A 19069-nucleotide genomic window follows, 5' to 3' on the forward strand; every position below is an offset into this window, starting at 1 on the left:
CGCCAAGGAAAATAATCATGTACACGCCCCGCGCCTTTGCCCTCGACGACTTGCCCGAAATCCAGCAACTGATCCAGCACACGCGCCTGGCTCAACTGGTGACCTTTGGTGAGCAAGGCCTGCTAGCCAGCCACTTGCCGCTGCTGCTCAACCCTGATGAAGGTCCGAACGGCACGCTCTACGGGCATATGGCCAAGGCCAATCGCCAGTGGCAAGACCTACAGAACGGCGCCGAGACGCTGGTGATTTTTGCCGGCGCCGAGGCGTATATCAGCCCCGCGTTTTACCCAGCCAAGGCCGAACACGGCAAAGTCGTACCGACCTGGAATTACCTTGCGGTCCACGCTTATGGCAAGGCCGAGGTGTTCACCGATGCGGAGCGCCTGCTCAAGCTGGTCAGCGCCCTGACCCAGCGCCACGAAGCCGGCCGCGCCCAGCCGTGGAGCGTCAATGATGCTCCGGCCGACTATATTGACAGCATGCTCAAGGCTATCGTCGGCTTCGCCCTGCCGGTCGAGCGCCTGGAAGGCAAACGCAAACTCAGCCAGAACCGCAGCGCAGCAGACATCGCCGGCGTGCGCGAAGGGCTGGCCGCCAGCCCCGATGTGCGCGACCAGACCCTCGCGCGATTTATGCCCAAGGAGCCCGTATGAGCCCGCTCGACATCCGCCCAGTCACTGCCGCCGATCACGCTGCGTGGTTGCCGCTGTGGCAGGCATACCTGCGTTTTTACAACACCGAACTGCCAGATGCAGTCAGCACCAGCACTTGGCAACGGATGCTCGACGCCAGCGAGCCGACCCACTCGGCCCTCGCCTGGCAGGCCGGCAAAGCAGTAGGCATGGTCAACTTCATCTACCACCGCTCCAACTGGAGCATCGAGCGCTCCTGCTACCTGCAAGACTTGTTTGTGGATCCGGACCAGCGTGGCACCGGAATTGGCCGCCAGTTGATCGAATGTGTCTACGCCACAGCCAAGGCCGACGGTTGCTGCAAGGTCCACTGGTTGACCCATGAGAGCAACGCCACCGCCATTCAACTCTACGAGCGCATCGCCGAACGTCCTGGTTTGATCCAGTTTCGCAAAGGCCTTTAAGGAGCACCGCATGTCGACATCGCTGGCAGACTGGAAAGGCGTCGCCGCGCCTGCCGTTCAACTGATCGAAGGGCGTTTCATCCGCCTGGAAAAACTCGACCCGCCCCGTCACGGCGATGGGTTGTGGCGAGCCCTCGAAGGCCCTGGCGCCGATCCTAAATTGTGGGACTATTTACCTTACGGCCCGTTTTCCGAGCGCGCCGCCTTCGATGCCTGGTTGAACAACCACACGGCCAACAGCGACCCGTATTTTTTCAGTGTCATCGACCGCGAAAGTGGCGAGGTGCAGGGTATTCTCAGCCTGATGTCCATCGTCCCAACCCAAGGCCGTATCGAAATCGGCCACGTCACCTTCGGCGCGCCGATGCAACGCTCGCCGAAAAGTACCGAAGCCGTTTACCTGCTGGCCAAATACGCCTTCGAGCAGGGCTACCGCCGCCTGGAATGGAAATGCAACAACGCTAACGCCCGCTCAAAATATGCGGCCGAGCGGCTGGGGTTCAGTTTTGAAGGGGTGTTTCGCCAGCACATGGTGGTCAAGGGGCAGAACCGCGATACCGCGTGGTATTCGATGATCGACTCCCAGTGGCCAGCGATTGGAGCGGGGTTCGAGGCGTGGTTGTCAGCGGAAAACCAGCAGGGCGATCGACAGGTGAGAACCCTGGCGCAATGCCGGGCCTGACACCACATCCATTGTAGGAGCGAGCTTGCTCGCGAAAGTCTCGAAAGCGCCGCGTTCAACCCGCGAACCCGCGTTATCGTTCACCACCTTCGTGAACAAGCTCGCTCCTACAGTTACCTTTTCCTACAAGTTGCTACGAAGTTTTTGCGCCAACACCGCAATATGCTCCGGCCCGATTCCACAGCAACCACCCAAATGGCTGGCACCACGCGCCTGCCAATCGGCCGCCCAGTGCAGGTAGCCGGGTGGGTCGAGGTCTTCGCGCAGCGGGTCCAGGCCATCGTTGGCCGTGGCTTCCTTGGGCTGCGGCGGGAAGGCGTTGGCGTAGGCACCGATTTGAATCGTCACCCCCAGGCGCTCGAAGGTTTGGCGCGCGGCATCAATCGCTGCGCCGATCACTTCCGGCTGGCTGCAATTGAACAACAATACTTGCACACCCAACTGCGCAGCCGCCTCGGCCGCGTCCGCCACCGGCTCGCCGGAGCGCAGGCGCGGCACTTCGTCGGTGTCTTCATCTTTCAAGGTAAACGACAGCCAGAACGGTTTGCCATCCTGTGGCAGGCCGGCATGAATCGCCTGCGCCTCGACGATCGAACTCTGGGTTTCCGCCAGCCACAAATCGACATGTGGCGCCAAACCCTGCACCAACGGCGTGAGCAGCTCCGAGACGCGCTGCGCTTCAAACAAGTCTGGGCGGTAGGAACCAAACAACGGCGGCAGTGAACCGGCCACACGCACGGCTTGGCCCGAAGCCTTCACGGCCCGTCGCGCCAACTCACCCGCCAGCGCAGCCAAGGCTTGGCCTTCTTGCGCAAACCGCGCTTCACCAATATGAAACGGCACCACCGCGTAGCTGTTACTGGTAATCACGTCGGCGCCGCTCTGGATATAGGCCGCATGTACAGCCTCCACCGCTTGCGGGGCTTCACTCAGCGCCAGTGCCGACCATTCAGGTTGCCGGAATGGTGCGCCACGGCGTTGCAGCTCACGGCCCATACCGCCGTCGAGAATTACTGTGCTTGCTGAGTCCATATAGCGTTTACTCATATGCTTATGAAAATAACTCACTATGAGAGTCGTTCTTATAACTATTTAATGCGTACCACTCGGTTAATAACAACCTCTTTTTTCAGGTATCGATTGTGAAACTTAAACCGCTGCTAGCCCTGGGCCTGACGATTCTGGCCGCCTCTACCCAAGCCTTTGGCGGGGCGACCCTGGATCGCATTGAGCAAAAAAAAGAACTGGTGGGCGTGCTGATGGAAAGCTACCCGCCGTTCTCGTTTCTCAATGAGCAGAACCAGCTCGACGGCTTCGACGTCGATGTGGCCAAGGCTGTGGCGCAAAAGCTCGGTGTGAAACTGCGCTTGGAAACACCGTCCTGGGACGTGATCGCGGCAGGCCGCTGGAGCGGCCGTTACGACATTTGCATCTGCTCCATGACCCCGAGCAAGGCCCGCGCCGAAGTGTTTGATTTCCCGGTGCAGTACTACGCATCGCCAGCAGTGATCGTAGTCAATGCCAAGGACGACCGCATCCACAACGCCAAAGACCTGAGCGGCAAGAAAGTCGGCCTCACCAGCGCGTCCAGCTATGAGAGCTACCTGAACAAAAACCTGGTGATTGAAGGCGCCGAGGACACACAACTTCAGTATCCATTCGAAGAGGTGCAAATCGCACCGTACGACACTGATAACGTGGCCTTCCAGGACTTGGGTCTAGGTGCCGGCGTACGTCTGGACGCAATCCTCACCAACCTGGTGACCGCCCAGCCGCGCCTGACTCAGGACAAGCGCTTCAAACTCGCCGGCGAGCCGCTGTACTCGGAACCCAATTCGGTAGCCATCGAAAAAGGCGACGCGCAGTGGAACAGCAAGGTGCGTGAAGTCTTTGCGCAGCTCAAACAGGACGGCACCTTGAGCCAGCTGTCGCAGAAGTGGATCGGCGCCGATATCAGCCAATGACTGCGTTCCAGCCTCCTTCCAAGCCGTCCGTGATCGAGACGCCGCTGCAGCGGCTGCTGGGCTTTCGCACGCGGCTTTATCTGACCTGGGCGGCGCTGTTCGCCCTATTCGCCAGTTTCTTCCTGAGCTTTGACCTGAAGTTCTCGATCATTCTCGACAAGCTGCCCAACCTGGTGGGCCTGCACCTGGCGCCCAACGGCTTCCTGCAAGGCGCGGCGCTGACGGTGTTCCTGTGCCTGTGCTCGATTGCGGCGTCGTCGGTGCTGGGCTTTATCACCGCCCTGGGACGCTTGTCGAAGAGTGCCGTGGCCTTTGGCATTGCCAGTTTTTACGCTTCATTCTTTCGCGGCACGCCGCTGTTGATCCAGATCCTGCTGATCTACCTCGGCCTGCCGCAACTGGGCCTTGTACCCGGCGCCATCACCGCCGGGGTTATCGCCCTGTCACTGAACTACGGCGCGTACCTGAGCGAGATTTTCCGCGCCGGCATCCTCGGCGTCCCTCACGGCCAACGGGAAGCTGCGCTGGCCCTGGGCATGCACGACAGCGCGATCTTCTGGCACGTCACTCTGCCCCAGGCCATGCGCACCATTATTCCGCCCGCCACCAACCAATTCATCTCCATGCTCAAGGACTCGTCCCTGATCTCGGTGATGGGCGTGTGGGAAGTGATGTTTCTGGCGCAATCCTACGGCCGCTCGAGCTATCGCTACATCGAGATGCTCACGACGGCCGCAATCATTTACTGGGTCATGTCCCTCGGCCTGGAACTGATCCAGGCGCGCATGGAACGGCATTACGGCAAGGGCTATGTACGGCGGGGGTGAAGGTCAATAGATCTGGCGTCGAACCTTGACCACGCCCATCTGCAAACCGAAGGGCCGAAGCTCCGCGTTCAGCGACTTCAGCCTCTGGTTAGCCGAACCGGCACGGGCCGGTAAACCCGCTCTGCGGCTCGACAAACGTCAGGATCATTGCGTCCTGCCAACGCATTAAAATGCAAATCCGCCTTTGCGTAACCTCACCGACATATTCCTGTAAACACCCTCCGCTATACAGGTCGACTCGCTTCCTACAACAAGGTCGTCCGCCATGCCCTCGCGTCCCCATCGTCTTGCGCTCGCTATCGCCCTGCTGAGCAGCAGCGGCCTCGTTGCGGCCAAGTCGATTCAGCTCGATACACCCAGCAGCACCGCGCAAAGCCTGGGCGGCAGTGATTCGTTGACGGTCTCGGCGTCGGGGAGCATCAGTACCACCAAGGTGGCCGTCAAGTTGAAGGACGGTACCAGCGGCCAAGGCGTGCTGATTGAGAACGCGGGCAAGATCACGTCGACCGAGGGACGGGCCATCGACAGTTCGGGCGACCTGGCGGGTACACGCAACTACAGCATTTACAATCGTGCCAGCGGTGTGATCCAAGGCGCCAACGATGCCCTGCGCATAGACAGCGAGTTCGCCAGCGGCAGTCTGCTGATCGATAACAGTGGCACCATTCACTCCAGCACCGGCCAAGGGTTGGACCTGGACGCGATCCGCAGCAACAGCGTGGTCACCACGATCATCAACCGCGCAGGCGGACTGATTCGTGGCGAAACCAGCGACGGCATGAAAACCGGCGCCAACGCTAGCATCACCAACTATGGCAAGATCTCCACCGGCGATACGTTCTCCCGGGATGACAAGTTCGACGGGGTCGATATCGACTCCGCCAGCGGCGTGAGCGTGACCAACTACGGGACGATTTCCGGTGGCCGCCACGGCATCACCACCGACCTGGGCGCGACCCTGACCAACTACGGCACGGTAATCGGCCGCAATGGCTCGGGCTTTGGTTCCGATGGCGATGGCCGCGTGATCAACCACGGCACTATCACCGGCGCGTTTTCCGGGCTGCAACCGGATGGCGACGGCGATGGCGTGGATATCGACAAAATCGCGCATATCGAAAACTACGGGGTGATTGAAGGTGCTGGCGCCGGCGGTGTCGACAAGAACGGCTTTGCCAATGGCAGTGAAGGCATCGCTCTGGGCGGCGGCTATGTATTCAACGGTGTCGGCGCACGGGTGAGCGGCGCCGATAATGCGATTTTGGTGGACGACGGTAGCAACGGTGCAGGCCTGGCGGCCACCACCCTGGAGAACTACGGCACCATTGAGGGCCTGAATGGCTTTGGCGTGAAGTTTGTCGGTGGGTTTGCCGATACCGTGGTCAATGGCGGCACCCTGCGTGGCAGCAACGGCCTGGCACTCGACCTGGGCGGCGGCGATGACAGCCTGACGCTGCGCCATGGCAGCCGTTTTGTCGGCGTGGTGGATGGCGGCGACGGTTACGATCGCCTGAGCCTGGATGACTCGGCCGGGGGCAGCTTCGGCGACAGTCGCAACCTTGAATGGCTGGACGTCAAGCAAGGCACCTGGACCCTCACCGGCAGCGGGGACTTCAGCGACGGCAGCGAAATCTCCAGCGGTGCCAAACTGATCAACCAAGGCGGGATCGCCGGTGATGTAACGGTCGACGAAGGCGGCATCTACGCAGGCGGCGGCACGGTAGGCAGCCTGCGGGTCTTGGGCACCTTGCAAACCAATACGGCGCTGGGCACCGCCACCATTACCCACGACCTGAGCATGACCAGCGGCTCAACCCTGGCCTATGGCGTCAACGCCGACGGCAGCAGTGCGCCGATCAAGGTTGGCGGTGCGGCCAACCTCAATGGCGCCACCCTGGCTATCAATCCCGGCGAAGGCACATACCCGTGGCAAAGCCAGTACACCGTGCTGCAAGCCGGGAGCGTCAATGGCACGTTCAGTCAGGTCACCAGCGACTATGCCTTCCTCACCCCGACCCTGAGTTACAGCCCCACTCAGGTCGACCTGACGTACACCCGCAACGACGTCGCCTTCAGCCAGTTCGCCAACACCGGCAACGGCGCCAGCGCCGCCAACAGCCTGGCGACCCTGGGCAAAAACAACGCGTTGTATAACGCCCTGCTCAACACAACCACCGGCACCGCAGGCGCGGCCATTGAACAATTGGCAGGCAGCAGCACCGCCAACCTGACCAGTGCCACCCTCGGCGCCAGTTCCCAAGTCGGCAACAGCATGCTGGCGGCCATGCATCAATTGGGCGGCGGAGCAGGATTACTGGTGGGCGTTGAGCCAGAAGATACCCCGGCTCTCGCCGCCACTGGCGTCCCTGCCCAAGCCCGTAACCTCAACGACCCGAATGCCCGAGGTCGCCTGTGGCTGCAAGGTATCGGCAGCTACGGCAAGCTCGACGGCGATCACGCCAGTAACGGCCTGACCCAACGTACCAGGGGCAGCGTGCTCGGTGCCGATTGGGCGCTGGGCTCAGAATGGCGGGTGGGTGTGCTGGGCGGATATTCAAAGACCGACCTGGACAGCAGCGGTGCGGATGGCAGCGTCAACAGCTGGCACACCGGCATCTACGCGATGCGCCAAAGCGGGCCGCTGGCCTTGCGCCTGGGTGCAGCGTACAGCGGGCATCAGGGAGACAGTAAACGCACGGTGGCATTCAACGGTTTCAACGATCGACCCAAGGCGGACTACGACGCCAACAGCCAACAAGCCTTCGCCGAAGTGGGCTATGCCATGGGCAGCGGGCGCTTGAGTGTCGAGCCGTTTGCCAACCTCAGTTATCAGCGCTACCACCGTGACAGCTACACCGAAAAAGGTGGCGCCGCGGCGCTGCGGGTCGAGGGGCAAACCCAGGACAATTTCAGCAGCACTTTCGGCCTGCGCCTGGCGCACCTGAGCCAACTGGAAAACGGCATCAGCCTGACACCACGCGTCAGCGCCGGCTGGAAACACACCTACGGCGATGTCGACAGCAACACGCGCCAGGCCTTCCTGATGGGTGGCACGGCGTTCAATGTCGAAGGCAGCGCCCTGGATCGCGACAGCCTGTTGGTGGAAGCGGGGTTGGATGTGGGTCTGTCGGTCCGGCATACCCTGGGTATCGGCTACAGCGGTGAAATAGGCAGTAACAGCCGTAATCATGGCCTGATCGGTCAATGGCAGATGAGTTTTTAATCGCGCCAGACTAGAGACATCTCCCGCAAACGAGGGGTGAAGTACCTGACAGTTCTCACCCGCTTACCTCGCTAAATTCCCGGCCTCATTCATCAAGAGGTTGGGATTGCATGCCATTCATTCACAAACAACTCATACTGGCTGTCTCCATGGCTCTCGGGGCTGTCAGCATTCCATACGCCCAAGCGCGGGGCGATATGGGACCGGACGCGTCGCCAAACGGTCACCCAATACTCTCGGAACGAGTCTTTTCGAACGTTGCCGATGACAAGGTCGAGCAGCCGGTATCGTATCCCGCCCCCGCCCATTTCTACCTCAAGTCACAGGCGACCACCCGTAACGGAGAGCGCCTTGCCCAGACGATAGACGCTGCGGTGGGCCAGTTGCGCGAAGCTGGCAAGCTCACCCCCACGGACGAGCACGAATTGGGTGACATCAGCAGGTATCTCGCCGGCCTGGCGCCGGGCCGGGTCGGCGCGGTCCTGGAGCAACTGGCCGGCAGCCAGAACGCCAACCTGGCGAGCGCCACCCAAATAAGTGTGCAACAGATAAGCAACACGCTGCTCTCGGCCATCCATGACCTGCCATCAGACAGCCCAAACGATGCCGATGGCCGACTGTGGGTAAAAGGCCTGAGCAACAGCGGCCGGCTCGACAGCCAGCATGGCAGTGCCGGCTTGCAGCAAAGCACCCAAGGCGTGTTGATCGGCGCCGACTGGGACGTCGATCATGCTTGGCGAGTGGGCGTGATGGGCGGCAAGTCCGACAATGACTTCAGCGCCCAGCGCTTCGTGGCTGCCCTGGACAGCTGGCACCTGGGCGGTTATGCCGTGCGCCAGGATGGCCCTCTCGCACTGCGACTGGGCGCGATCTACAGCAGCCACACGGGTGAGAACAAGCGCAATGTCGACATTGATTTCTATAGCTACCGTGAGCAACTGAGCGGCAAGTACAACGCCCAGAGCCAAACGGCTTTCGCCGAAATGGGCTACCAGATAGGCAAGGACGCCTTCAGCGCCGAACCCTTTGCAAGCCTTGGGTACCAGCGTTACCACCGTGACAGCTTCAAGGAAAAAGGAGGAATGGCTGCGCTGAATGTCGGCGCGCAAACCCAGGACAATCTCAGCAGTACCTTCGGGCTGCGACTGAGCAGCCTTTATCGGCTGGATAACCGGATGAGTCTGACCCCACACCTGAGTGCCAGTTGGAAGCACCTCTACGGGGATGTGAGCAGCAACGTGAAACAATCGTCGCGCTTGATTGATAGGACGGGCATCAACAGCGAATTCACCATCGACGGCACCGCGCTGGACCGAAACACCCTGGCCTTGCGCACCGGCCTGGACCTGGCACTCTCCCGGAACCACACCCTCGGCATCGCGTACACCGCCGAGGCAGGCAGCAACAGCCGTAACCACGGGTTGATGGGGCAGTGGCAGATGGGTTTCTAATTGCCCTACGCCTGGACGCCCACAGCCTGATACCCACTGTTGGCAAAGCAAAAAAAAGGGGGCACATGCCCCCCCGAGGATTAAACGGTGTATCGAAGGCTGTAATCAGCCTTCGATTTCGATCAGGATTTCACCCGGATTTACCCGGTCGCCCTTGGCCACATGAACGACGGTGACCTTGCCGGCAATCGTCGCCTGGACTTCGGTCTCCATCTTCATCGCCTCAGTGATCAATACAGCCTGGCCGGCTTTCACCACATCGCCTTCCTTGACCAGCACGTCGACGATATTGCCCGGCATCGCGGTGCTGACATGCCCTGGCTCGCTGGCCTGCTTACGCTTGCTGGTTCCGCCGCTGACAAATTCGTTGAGTGGCTCGAACACCACTTCTTCGGGCATGCCATCAATGGACAGGTAGAAGTGACGCTTGCCTTCGGCCTTGACGCCGACACCGGTGATGTCGACGCGGTAGCTTTCGCCGTGAACGTCGATGACAAACTCGGTGGGCACGCCTTCACCACCGGCACGGGCGACACCGCCGGCTTCGGGGATCGGTAACAGCACTTCCGGGGCCAGGGTGCCGGCGTCACGCTCTTCGAGGAACTTACGGCCGATGTCCGGGAACATGGCATAGGTCAGCACGTCTTCTTCGGACTTGGCCAGCGTGCCGATTTCGCCGCGCAGCTTGGTCATTTCCGGCTTGAGCAGATCGGCTGGACGTACGTCGATCACCTCCTCGCTGCCGATGGCCTGACGACGCAGCTTTTCATTCACCTCCCCCGGCGCCTTGCCGTAGCCGCCTTGCAGGTACAACTTCACCTCATTGGTGATGGTCTTGTAGCGCTCGCCGGCCAGTACGTTGAAGAACGCCTGGGTACCGACGATCTGCGAAGTCGGGGTCACCAACGGCGGAAAACCGAGGTCTTCGCGCACCCGTGGGATCTCTGCCAGCACCTCGCTCATGCGGTTCAGAGCACCCTGCTCTTTCAACTGGTTGGCCAGGTTGGAAATCATCCCGCCCGGTACCTGGTTGACCTGCACACGGGTGTCGACAGCGGTGAACTCGCTTTCAAACTGGTGGTACTTCTTGCGCACGGCATAGAAGTACAGGCCGATTTCCTGCAGCAGCCCCAGGTCCAGGCCTGTGTCGAACTCGCTGCCTTTAAGGGCGGCGACCATGGACTCGGTACCCGGGTGGCTGGTACCCCAGGCGAAGCTGGAGATGGCAGTGTCGATGTGGTCAGCGCCGTTTTCGATAGCCTTGAGTTGGCACATCGCGGCCAAGCCAGCAGTGTCGTGGGAGTGGATGAACACCGGCAGGCTCTGCTCGGCTTTCAGCGCCTTGACCAACTCACCGGTGGCGTATGGCGTCAGCAGGCCGGCCATGTCTTTGATCGCCACCGAGTCACACCCCATGGACTCCATTTGCTTGGCCTGGGCCACAAACGCGTCAATGGTGTGCACCGGGCTGGTGGTGTAGGCGATGGTGCCTTGGGCGTGTTTGCCGGCGGCTTTCACCGCTTCGATGGCCACTCGCAGGTTACGCACGTCGTTCATGGCGTCGAAGACGCGGAATACGTCGATACCGTTGACGGCGGCCTTGGCAACGAAAGCTTTGACCACGTCGTCGCTGTAGTGACGGTAGCCCAGCAGGTTCTGGCCACGCAGGAGCATTTGCAGGCGCGTGTTGGGCAAGGCCGCACGCAGTTTGCGCAAGCGCTCCCATGGGTCTTCTTTCAAAAAGCGGACGCAAGCGTCGAAGGTCGCGCCGCCCCAGACTTCCAGGGACCAGTAGCCGACTTTGTCGAGCTTGTCGCAGATCGGCAGCATGTCGTCGGTGCGCATGCGGGTCGCCAACAACGATTGGTGGGCGTCACGCAGGATGGTGTCAGTAACGAAGATCTTCTTAGTCATGGGTATCTCCTCATAGCGACAAGTTTCAAGCTACAAGCGGCAAGAAAAAGCCAATCTGCTTTTACTTGCCGCTTGCCGCTAAAAGCTTGCAGCTGCTTCATTCATAAGCCTGCGTGAGCGGCAATGGCGGCGGCGATGGCCAGGGCCAACTCTTCGGGTTTGCGCTTGATCGAATAGTTGGTCAGCTCAGGGTGGCTTTCCACGAAACTGGTGTTGAACTGGCCGCTACGGAATTCCGGGTTACGCAGGATTTCCTGGTAGTAGGCGGCGGTGGTCTTCACGCCTTGCAGACGCATATCGTCCAGGGCACGCAAGCCACGGTCCATGGCTTCTTCCCAGGTCAAGGCCCACACCACCAGCTTCAGGCACATGGAGTCGTAGTAAGGCGGAATGGTGTAGCCGGTGTAGATCGCTGTGTCGGTGCGCACACCGGGGCCGCCGGGGGCGTAGTAACGGGTGATCTTGCCGAAGCTGGGGAGGAAGTTGTTCTTCGGGTCTTCGGCGTTGATGCGGAACTGCAACGCGAAACCCCGGTGCTGGATGTCTTCCTGCTTGACCGACAGTGGCAGGCCCGAGGCAATGCGGATCTGCTCACGAACAATGTCGATGCCGGTGATTTCTTCGGTGATGGTGTGCTCCACCTGCACCCGGGTGTTCATCTCCATGAAGTACACCTCGCCTTCGGCAAGCAGGAACTCCACGGTACCGGCGTTCTCGTAGCCCACGGCCTTGGCGGCGCGCACCGACAGGTCGCCGATGTAGGCGCGCTGCTCCGGCGTCAGTTGCGGGCTTGGGGCGATCTCGATCAGCTTCTGGTTACGGCGCTGGATCGAACAATCGCGCTCGAACAGGTGCACCACGCTGCCAAAGCTGTCACCGAGAATCTGCGCCTCGATGTGCTTGGGGTTGACGATGCACTTTTCCAGGAACACTTCCGCTGAGCCAAAGGCCTTGGTGGCTTCGGAAATCACCCGGGGGAAGGCTTGTTCGAGTTCTTCACGGCTGTTGCAACGACGAATACCGCGACCGCCACCACCGGAGGTGGCCTTGAGCATCACCGGGTAACCAATGCGGTCACCTTCGGTCAGGGCTTCGGCGATATCCGCGACGTTGCCTTCGGTGCCGGGGGTCACCGGCACACCGGCCTTGATCATGCTGCGGCGGGCTTCAGTCTTGTCGCCCATGCGACGAATGACTTCTGCCGATGGGCCAATGAACTTGATACCGCGCTCGACGCAAATGTCCGCCAGTTCGGCGTTTTCCGAGAGGAAGCCGTAGCCGGGGTGCAGCGCGTCGCAACCGGTTTCCACCGCCAGGTTCACCAGCTTGCGCGGGTTCAGGTACCCGGCCAGGGGCTCGGCACCGATGCTGTGGGCTTCGTCGGCACGCTTGACGTGCAATGCATGGCGGTCGGCGTCGGAAAACACCGCCACCGAACGAATACCCATCTCGGCACAGGCCCGCACGATGCGGACGGCAATCTCACCACGGTTGGCGATCAGGATCTTTTTTATCACTTGGAAATTCCCTTGAGCCGATTGCTACCTTTTTCGACCCGCTTGACCGAGCCCGCGCGGGCAACAAAATGTTTCAAGCCAGTCGCGTGACACACACTATGCCCCCTGAAGGATTAACAAAAATCAATAATAATTGGGTCGTGTATAAGTAAAGACTTATAGTTGATGCAACAACGGCCGTCGGGGTGTTAGAAATATGCGTAAGTCATTGATGCGTATGACGTTGCGTCAGTTGCAAATTTTCAATGAAGTCTGTGACCTGCGCTCCTACAGCCGTGCGGCCGAAGAAATGTCACTCACGCAGCCGGCCGTTAGCCTGCAAATTCGCCAGTTGGAAGAGCTGGTCGGCCAGCCGCTGTTCGATTACGTCGGGAAAAAGCTCTACATGACGGAAGCCGCTGAAGCACTGCAAAAGGCCAGCCGGGATATTTTCGGTCGCCTGGAAAATCTCGACATGCAGCTTTCGGACATGCAGGGCTCGCTGCAAGGGCAGTTGAAGCTGGCAGTAGAGTCCAGCGCCAAGTATTTCGTGCCGCATTTATTTGCCGCCTTCAAGCGCCAGCACCCGGAGGTCAACCTGCACCTGACCGTGGTCAACCGCGCCCAGGTGGTGCGCCGGCTCTCCGACAACCGCGATGACTTGGTGATCATGTCCATGGTGCCTCAGGACATGGGCCTGGAATTCCTGCCGTTTCTCAACAATCCGATTGTTGCCGTGGCGCCGCCCGATCACCCATTAAGTCATCAAGGACCGTTGCGCCTGCAGGATCTTGAACCTTACACGCTGCTGTTGCGTGAGCCCGGCTCCGGGACGCGGTTGGCCTGCGAGGAATACTTCAAGGAGAAACGCGTGCACTTCACCCAGACAGTGGAAGTGGCCTCGGCCGAAGCGCAGCGCGAATGCGTGGTCGCAGGGTTGGGCGTGGCCCTGTTGACGCGCCACGCCTTGAAGCTGGAGCTGGCAACCGGCGGGCTCAAGGAGCTGCCGGTGGAAGAACTGCCGCTGTACCGCAGTTGGTGCCTGGTGCAGGCCAAGGCCAAGCGCCTGTCACCGGTGGCCCATGCGTTCCTGGGCTTTATCCGCAGCGAGCGAGTGCAGATCAGCGCCCTGGCTGAGCGCTTCGCTGGGCAGCCACTGGCGCCTGCCAGTGCGTGACGAGTTGTAGTTCCGGGTAGTCAGTGGTGTCCTGGAGCAATTGGCGCTGCTCACAGCGATCTTCAATTGCGCGACGGAACGCCATGCGACGCTGGTCTTCCTGCTGGCGACGAGTCTTGACGGTGCTGTCTTCGTATTGCCGGGCCATTTCGAGTCTCCCAATGCGAGTACGGGAAGTACAGGATGGGTACAAGGGATGACGGTTTAGCGGCGCAAGGGTTACAGGACGATGAATCTTGATCGTTCCCACGCGCGTGGGAGCGATCAGCATCGGTATTGAGCTTTTAGTCGTCGAGGGCTTTGACGGATTTTGGCGACAAGCGAAGGCTACGCAGGCTGCGCTTGACGCTCTTGAGGTGGTTGACCAGGCTTGGACCGCGAGCCATGGCCACGCCCATCGCCAGCACATCGATCACCACCAGGTGGGCAATACGCGAGGTCAGCGGCGTATAGATTTCGGTGTCTTCATGCACGTCGATCGCCAGGTTGATCGTCGACAACTCTGCCAACGGCGTCTGGCTCGGACACAGGGTAATCAATGACGCGCCACTTTCTCGTACCAGGTTAGCGGTGATCAGCAGGTCCTTGGAACGCCCAGACTGGGAAATACAGATCGCCACATCGGTAGGTTTCAAGGTCACTGCCGACATTGCCTGCATGTGCGGGTCGCTGTAGGCGGCTGCCGTCAGCAGCAAGCGAAAAAACTTGTGCTGGGCGTCCGCCGCCACTGCCCCGGAAGCGCCGAAACCGTAAAACTCCACGCGCTGGGCCTGGGACATGGCCGTCACGGCTTTCTGCAGCTCCACCGGGTCGAGTTTCTCTCGCACTTCCATGAGGGTATGCAAGGTGGTGTCGAAGATTTTCAGGCTGTAGTCGGCGACGGAGTCATCTTCGTGAATCGCGAACTGTCCAAAACTCGCACCGGCCGCCAGGCTCTGTGCCAGCTTGAGCTTCAAGTCCTGGAATCCGGAGCAACCGATAGCTCGACAGAAACGTACGATGGTCGGCTCGCTAATACCCACGCTGTGGGCCAGGTCAGCCATGGAACTGTGCATCACAGCCGCAGGATCAAGCAGCACGTGATCGGCAACCTTGAGTTCCGATTTGCGTAACAGGTGACGCGACTGGGCGATATGTTGCAACAGGTTCAAAGGGCAGGACTCTTGTTATTGGCGAGCGCCAGGGATGTAGCAAGTTTGTAGTTATACTACAAGAATTGCCGGCTTGCCCGTTCGATGCATCACTTAATCACCCTGCTACCCCCTATTTTGGCGGATGCACTCTTTGTAGCCGCTGGTGCGGCCTGTGTCAGCGGCTACAGCGGTTGGCTATTTTTTCGTAACAAATCCGCCAAGGCGTCCGCCTCCATTGGCTGGCCGATCAAATACCCCTGCACCTCGTCGCACTGTTCGGCCCGCAGGAAATCCAGCTGCAGTTGATCTTCCACACCCTCGGCCACCACCTTGAGGGCCAGGCCATGGGCCATGGCGATAATCGCCCGGGTAATCGCCGCGTCCTCACGACCTTGGCCCAGGCCACGGATAAAGGCTTGGTCAATCTTCACGTAGTCGACCGGGATGCGCTTGAGATAACTGAGGGATGAGTAGCCGGTGCCAAAGTCGTTGATGGCCAGTTTCACCCCTAGGTCCCGCAGCTGTTGGAAGGTAGAAATGATGTGTTCAACGCTGTCGAGCAACTGGCTTTCCGTCAGCTCCAGCTCCAGGCACTGCGGCGCCAGGCCGGTTTCTTCGAGCACTTGCCGCACCAGGCTGATCAGCTTGCCTTGACGCAACTGATGCACCGACAGATTGACCGATACGCGGACCGGCGCAAGCCCCTGGCGCTGCCACTCGCACGCCTGCCAGCAGGCCTGGCGCAAGACAAACTCGCCCAATGGCACAATCAGCCCGGTTTCTTCCGCCAGCCCGATAAAGTCACCGGGAGGCACGCTGCCCCATTGCGGATGATCCCAGCGCACCAGCGCCTCGGCAGCGTTCATTTGGCCAGTGGCCAGGCACAGTTTTGGTTGGTAATACACCTTGAGCTGGTGCTCTTCAATGGCCTTGCGCAGTTGATTCTCCAACTGCAAACGCTCCAGGGTGCGGGCTTTCAGGCTGTCGGTGTAGAACTGGAAGTTGTTGCCACCCAAGTGCTTGGCGTGCTGCATGGCCATGTTCGATTGGCTGACCAGCACAGAAATTTCCCGCGCATTATATGGCAGCAGACTGACGCCCATTGAGGCGCTGACCACCAACTCATGCCCTTCCACCGTCACCGGCACTCGCAGCTTGGCCAGCAGGCGAGTCGCCACCCGTGCCAGGCTCGACAAGTTGCCGTAGGCGTCGAACAACACCGCGAATTCATCCCCCGAGAGGCGGGCAATGGTGTCGGCTTCTGGCAGGGCGTTAATGAGACGCCGGGCTATTTTTTGCAACAACTGATCGGCAACTTCATGGCCCAGGCTGTCGTTCAGCAGCTTGAAGCGGTCCAGGTTGATGTGCAGCAAAGCCAGCCTACGTCCTCCCTGGCGCACCCGCTGATGAGCTTCGCGCAGGCGTTCGCGGAACAGCGAACGGTTAGCCAGACAGGTCAGAGCTAAGGGTCATAGGCTGTGTTCTTATAATGGTGAGCCCGAAACGTCGACGGAGCATACACAAGCAAACGGCTAGACCAAACGGCTGCGGATTATAAAAAATCGTCAATGAATCGCCGCAAACCTTCGAGCCAGAGAGGCTGAGCGAGACAGGCCGCGGGTTGTGGCGGATGACCAGACGGTCATCTTTAGAAGCCGATTGTGGGTTTTCCTTCGACCACCCGGCATTGGGATTTGCCCCCCTTCCCTCGGCACCCTAGAATGCGCCGATGCGCGATGATCTCTCCCTTTTGCTGAACTCCCTCAACGATGCCCAACGCCAGGCCGTAGCGGCCCCCGTTGGCCGTCTGTTGGTCCTGGCCGGTGCCGGCTCCGGTAAAACCCGAGTGCTGGTGCACCGTATCGCCTGGTTGATCCAGGTTGAAAACGCCTCGCCTCACTCGATTCTGTCGGTGACCTTCACCAACAAGGCCGCTGCCGAGATGCGTCATCGCATCGAGCAGTTGATGGGCATCAGCCCCGCCGGCATGTGGGTTGGCACCTTCCACGGCCTGGCGCATCGCCTGTTGCGCGCCCATTGGCAGGAAGCGGGGCTGAGCCAGACCTTCCAGATTCTCGACAGCGACGACCAGCAACGCCTGGTCAAGCGGGTGATCCGCGAGCTGGGCCTGGACGAACAACGCTGGCCTGCCCGTCAGGCCCAGTGGTTCATCAACGGCCAGAAAGACGAAGGCCTGCGCCCGCAACACATCCAGGCCAGCGGCGACCTGTTCCTGGCCACCATGCGCAGCATTTATGAAGCGTACGAAGCCGCCTGCCTGCGTGCCGGCGTCATCGACTTCTCCGAACTGCTGCTGCGTGCCCTTGACCTATGGCGCGATAATCCGGGCTTGCTGGCCCATTACCAGAAGCGTTTTCGCCATATCCTGGTGGACGAGTTCCAAGACACCAACGCCGTCCAGTACGCCTGGTTGCGCCTACTGGCCAAGGGCGGCGACAGCCTGATGGTGGTGGGCGATGACGACCAGTCGATCTACGGCTGGCGTGGCGCGAAAATCGAAAACATCTACCAATATTCCGAAGACTTTCCAGACGCCGAGACCATTCGCCTGGAACAGAACTACCGCTCCACCGCCGGGATTCTCAAGGCCGCCAACGCCTTGATCGCCAACAACACCGGGCGCCTGGGCAAAGAGCTGTGGACCGACGGTGGTGAAGGCGACGCGATCAACCTGTACGCAGCCTTCAACGAGCACGATGAAGCGCGCTACGTGGTGGAAACCATCGAAAGCGCCCTGAAAACCGGCCTGGCCCGCAGCGATATTGCCATTTTGTACCGTTCCAACGCCCAATCCCGAGTGTTGGAAGAGGCCTTGCTGCGCGAGCGCATTCCCTACCGCATCTATGGTGGCCAACGCTTCTTCGAACGGGCGGAAATCAAGAACGCCATGGCCTACCTGCGCCTGCTCGAGGGCCGCGGCAATGATGCGGCGCTGGAGCGAGTGATCAATATCCCGGCCCGTGGCATCGGTGAGAAAACCGTCGAGGCGATCCGCGAGCATGCGCGCCATAGCGACGTATCGATGTGGGAAGCCATACGCTTGCTGGTGGCGAATAAAGGCCTGACTGGTCGCGCCGCTGGTGCCTTGGGCGTGTTTGTCGAGTTGATCGAGAACCTGGCCGCCAAGTGCATGGAAATGCCCCTGCACCTGATGACCCAGACAGTAATCGAGCAATCCGGCCTGATCGCCTATCACGAGGCGGAAAAAGGTGAGAAAGGCCAGGCCCGGGTAGAAAACCTTGAGGAGTTGGTCAGCGCCGCCCGCGCATTCGAAAACAGCGAAGACGATGCTGATCTGTCGCCGCTGGCCGCTTTCCTGGGCCATGCCTCGCTCGAAGCCGGCGACACCCAGGCCGACGAGCACGAAGACAGCGTCCAACTGATGACCCTGCACAGCGCCAAGGGCCTGGAATTTCCCTACGTATTCCTGGTAGGCATGGAAGAAGGCTTGTTTCCTCACAAGATGAGCCTGGAAGAACCGGGCCGCCTCGAAGAAGAACGCCGCCTGGCCTATGTCGGCATCACCCGCGCCATGCACAACCTGGTGATGACCTACGCCGAGACTCGCCGCTTGTACGGCAGCGAGACCTACAACAAGGTGTCGCGTTTCGTACGGGAAGTGCCGAAAGGGTTGATTCAGGAAGTGCGGCTGTCCAACAGCGTCAGTCGACCGTTCGGTGGTGGTCAGCAGCAGAGCTCCAGCAGCCTGTTCGCCGGCTCGGAAATCCCGGAAACCCCGTTCAGCCTTGGCCAACAGGTCAAGCATGCGATCTTTGGCGAAGGCGTGATCCTCAACTTCGAAGGCGCCGGTGCCCAGGCTCGCGTGCAGGTGAACTTCGCCGAAGGCAGCAAGTGGCTGATGATGGGCTACGCCAAGCTCGAAGCCGTCTGACGCCCCTGTGATCGTTCCCACGCGCGTGGGAATGATCAGCCTCGCGCCTACAAGAGTCAGGTCCCTGCCCTTGTTTTTCCCGCCGGCGGGCCAATATCTGTAATACGTCCTACAGATCACTCTGTATCGGTCTTACGCAAAAGCCCGAAACATTATGCCGCTAGCCACTGACATCACACCTGTGCAACATGGC

General features: G+C 60.3%; 14 protein-coding genes and 2 pseudogenes. 9 read left to right on the plus strand and 7 right to left on the minus strand.

Annotated features, from left to right (window positions below; genetic code table 11):
• Window positions 1–17 precede the first annotated feature (17 nt).
• From GIR22_RS00595 to GIR22_RS00605, 3 genes are read left to right on the plus strand one after another with little or no spacing between them, the layout of a single operon-like run.
• The gene (locus GIR22_RS00595) at window positions 18–653 is read left to right on the plus strand and encodes an FMN-binding negative transcriptional regulator (protein ID WP_154741413.1); all 636 of its coding nucleotides are present in this window, start codon (window positions 18–20) and stop codon (window positions 651–653) included.
• A complete protein-coding gene (locus GIR22_RS00600) occupies window positions 650–1096 on the plus strand; it encodes a GNAT family N-acetyltransferase (protein WP_154741414.1) in 447 nt (148 codons plus the stop codon). Before GIR22_RS00595 ends, GIR22_RS00600 begins: the two co-directional genes overlap by 4 nt.
• A gap of 10 nt (window positions 1097–1106) precedes the next feature.
• Window positions 1107–1778 (plus strand): GNAT family N-acetyltransferase, encoded by a 672-nt coding sequence (locus GIR22_RS00605; protein WP_154741415.1) that lies wholly within the window; start codon window positions 1107–1109, stop codon window positions 1776–1778.
• A 123-nt stretch (window positions 1779–1901) separates the two neighbouring features.
• Here the strand turns inward: GIR22_RS00605 and GIR22_RS00610 are convergent, their stop codons facing one another.
• Window positions 1902–2810 carry a homocysteine S-methyltransferase family protein gene (locus GIR22_RS00610; RefSeq protein ID WP_154741416.1) on the minus strand — a complete coding sequence of 303 codons (909 nt, stop codon included), beginning with the start codon at window positions 2808–2810 and terminating at the stop codon, window positions 1902–1904.
• Between the two features lie 110 nt (window positions 2811–2920).
• Here GIR22_RS00610 and GIR22_RS00615 point away from each other — a divergent pair, with 110 nt between their 5' ends.
• Both GIR22_RS00615 and GIR22_RS00620 read left to right on the plus strand, forming a co-directional pair.
• Complete coding sequence (locus GIR22_RS00615) at window positions 2921–3742, plus strand: transporter substrate-binding domain-containing protein (protein ID WP_178122008.1); 822 nt, start codon at window positions 2921–2923, stop codon at window positions 3740–3742.
• The gene (locus GIR22_RS00620; RefSeq protein WP_154741417.1) at window positions 3739–4569 is read left to right on the plus strand and encodes an amino acid ABC transporter permease; all 831 of its coding nucleotides are present in this window, start codon (window positions 3739–3741) and stop codon (window positions 4567–4569) included. The genes GIR22_RS00615 and GIR22_RS00620 overlap by 4 nt, the downstream gene beginning before the upstream one ends.
• Window positions 4570–4572: 3 nt before the next feature.
• Here GIR22_RS00620 and GIR22_RS26175 read toward each other — a convergent pair.
• Window positions 4573–4668 (minus strand): annotated as a pseudogene (locus GIR22_RS26175) (transcriptional regulator); the annotation flags it as partial.
• Between the two features lie 166 nt (window positions 4669–4834).
• Here GIR22_RS26175 and GIR22_RS00625 point away from each other — a divergent pair.
• Window positions 4835–7792, plus strand: coding sequence for an autotransporter outer membrane beta-barrel domain-containing protein (locus GIR22_RS00625; RefSeq protein WP_154741418.1), 2958 nt, complete (start codon window positions 4835–4837; stop codon window positions 7790–7792).
• A 110-nt stretch (window positions 7793–7902) separates the two neighbouring features.
• Window positions 7903–9243 (plus strand): autotransporter outer membrane beta-barrel domain-containing protein, encoded by a 1341-nt coding sequence (locus GIR22_RS00630; protein WP_154741419.1) that lies wholly within the window; start codon window positions 7903–7905, stop codon window positions 9241–9243.
• A gap of 105 nt (window positions 9244–9348) precedes the next feature.
• Here GIR22_RS00630 and oadA read toward each other — a convergent pair whose 3' ends face one another.
• Together oadA and GIR22_RS00640 are read right to left on the minus strand one after the other, a co-directional pair.
• Window positions 9349–11157 carry a sodium-extruding oxaloacetate decarboxylase subunit alpha gene (oadA, locus tag GIR22_RS00635; protein ID WP_154741420.1) on the minus strand — a complete coding sequence of 603 codons (1809 nt, stop codon included), beginning with the start codon at window positions 11155–11157 and terminating at the stop codon, window positions 9349–9351.
• 101 nt (window positions 11158–11258) lie between these two features.
• Entirely contained in the window at window positions 11259–12674 is a 1416-nt protein-coding gene (locus GIR22_RS00640; RefSeq protein ID WP_178122009.1) for an acetyl-CoA carboxylase biotin carboxylase subunit, read from the minus strand.
• 196 nt (window positions 12675–12870) lie between these two features.
• Here GIR22_RS00640 and GIR22_RS00645 point away from each other — a divergent pair, with 196 nt between their 5' ends.
• Window positions 12871–13830, plus strand: a complete 960-nt coding sequence (locus GIR22_RS00645; RefSeq protein WP_154741421.1) for a LysR family transcriptional regulator — start codon at window positions 12871–12873, stop codon at window positions 13828–13830.
• Here GIR22_RS00645 and GIR22_RS00650 read toward each other — a convergent pair.
• The 3 genes and pseudogenes from GIR22_RS00650 to GIR22_RS00660 form a co-directional block, all read right to left on the minus strand.
• Window positions 13775–13978, minus strand: a complete 204-nt coding sequence (locus GIR22_RS00650) for a PA3496 family putative envelope integrity protein (RefSeq protein WP_154741422.1) — start codon at window positions 13976–13978, stop codon at window positions 13775–13777. The genes GIR22_RS00645 and GIR22_RS00650 overlap by 56 nt on opposite strands.
• Before the next feature lie 136 nt (window positions 13979–14114).
• Complete coding sequence (hexR, locus tag GIR22_RS00655) at window positions 14115–14981, minus strand: transcriptional regulator HexR (protein WP_133100690.1); 867 nt, start codon at window positions 14979–14981, stop codon at window positions 14115–14117.
• A 164-nt stretch (window positions 14982–15145) separates the two neighbouring features.
• Window positions 15146–16423: pseudogene (locus GIR22_RS00660) on the minus strand (putative bifunctional diguanylate cyclase/phosphodiesterase); the annotation flags it as partial.
• A 269-nt stretch (window positions 16424–16692) separates the two neighbouring features.
• Here GIR22_RS00660 and uvrD point away from each other — a divergent pair.
• Window positions 16693–18876, plus strand: a complete 2184-nt coding sequence (gene uvrD, locus GIR22_RS00665) for a DNA helicase II (protein ID WP_154741423.1) — start codon at window positions 16693–16695, stop codon at window positions 18874–18876.
• Window positions 18877–19069 lie beyond the last annotated feature (193 nt).

It is taken from the genome of Pseudomonas karstica, assembly GCF_009707515.1.
GTDB lineage: Bacteria > Pseudomonadota > Gammaproteobacteria > Pseudomonadales > Pseudomonadaceae > Aquipseudomonas > Aquipseudomonas karstica.

Coding starts and splice junctions, on each gene's coding strand:
- GIR22_RS00595 (WP_154741413.1), top strand. CDS start 18: ATGTACACGCCCCGCGCCTTTGCCCTCGACGACTTGCCCGAAATCCAG.
- GIR22_RS00600 (WP_154741414.1), top strand. CDS start 650: ATGAGCCCGCTCGACATCCGCCCAGTCACTGCCGCCGATCACGCTGCG.
- GIR22_RS00605 (WP_154741415.1), top strand. CDS start 1,107: ATGTCGACATCGCTGGCAGACTGGAAAGGCGTCGCCGCGCCTGCCGTT.
- GIR22_RS00610 (WP_154741416.1), bottom strand. CDS start 2,810: ATGGACTCAGCAAGCACAGTAATTCTCGACGGCGGTATGGGCCGTGAG.
- GIR22_RS00620 (WP_154741417.1), top strand. CDS start 3,739: ATGACTGCGTTCCAGCCTCCTTCCAAGCCGTCCGTGATCGAGACGCCG.
- GIR22_RS00625 (WP_154741418.1), top strand. CDS start 4,835: ATGCCCTCGCGTCCCCATCGTCTTGCGCTCGCTATCGCCCTGCTGAGC.
- GIR22_RS00630 (WP_154741419.1), top strand. CDS start 7,903: ATGCCATTCATTCACAAACAACTCATACTGGCTGTCTCCATGGCTCTC.
- oadA (WP_154741420.1), bottom strand. CDS start 11,157: ATGACTAAGAAGATCTTCGTTACTGACACCATCCTGCGTGACGCCCAC.
- GIR22_RS00645 (WP_154741421.1), top strand. CDS start 12,871: ATGCGTAAGTCATTGATGCGTATGACGTTGCGTCAGTTGCAAATTTTC.
- GIR22_RS00650 (WP_154741422.1), bottom strand. CDS start 13,978: ATGGCCCGGCAATACGAAGACAGCACCGTCAAGACTCGTCGCCAGCAG.
- uvrD (WP_154741423.1), top strand. CDS start 16,693: ATGCGCGATGATCTCTCCCTTTTGCTGAACTCCCTCAACGATGCCCAA.